At 55.4% G+C, this 404-nt stretch carries 1 protein-coding gene; it reads right to left on the bottom strand.

Annotated features, from left to right (window positions below):
* Positions 1–404: recombinase zinc beta ribbon domain-containing protein (locus H6B31_RS16800; protein WP_204899537.1), on the bottom strand; the 404-nt coding region annotated here is incomplete at both ends.

Below are 404 nucleotides of genomic sequence, written 5' to 3'. Positions count from 1 at the left end.
TTCCATAACCGCCGTGATTCGGCTTTCCAGCACGGTTCGGTTGTCCATAGATGCATTGATGGCTCCCAGAATTGCCTGTTGAAGCGGCTTTTCATCCAATGTTGGAGAATGCAGGCAGTATTTTTTTCCGTAACTCAACCGGCTGATACAGCGCCACACAGGCCGCTTTTCCCCGTACTGGGTCCAGGTGCACCGGCGGTAGGCCGTACCACACTCGCCGCAGAACAGCAGATTGCTGAGGGCATATTTCCCACTGTATTTCCGCAGACCGGTGGGGGTGCTTCTCCTGGTTCCGCCCTCACGAGCTTTTCTCCGGGCCAACTCCAGCTGAACTGCATCGAACAGTTCGTGGCTGACAATGGCCTCGTGGTGATCTTGGATGAGGACTTTGTCCAACTGTCCCG

This window comes from Pseudoflavonifractor capillosus, from assembly GCF_016899775.1.
Lineage (GTDB): Bacteria > Bacillota > Clostridia > Oscillospirales > Oscillospiraceae > Lawsonibacter.
This window is presented reverse-complemented; position numbering and strand designations above follow the sequence as displayed.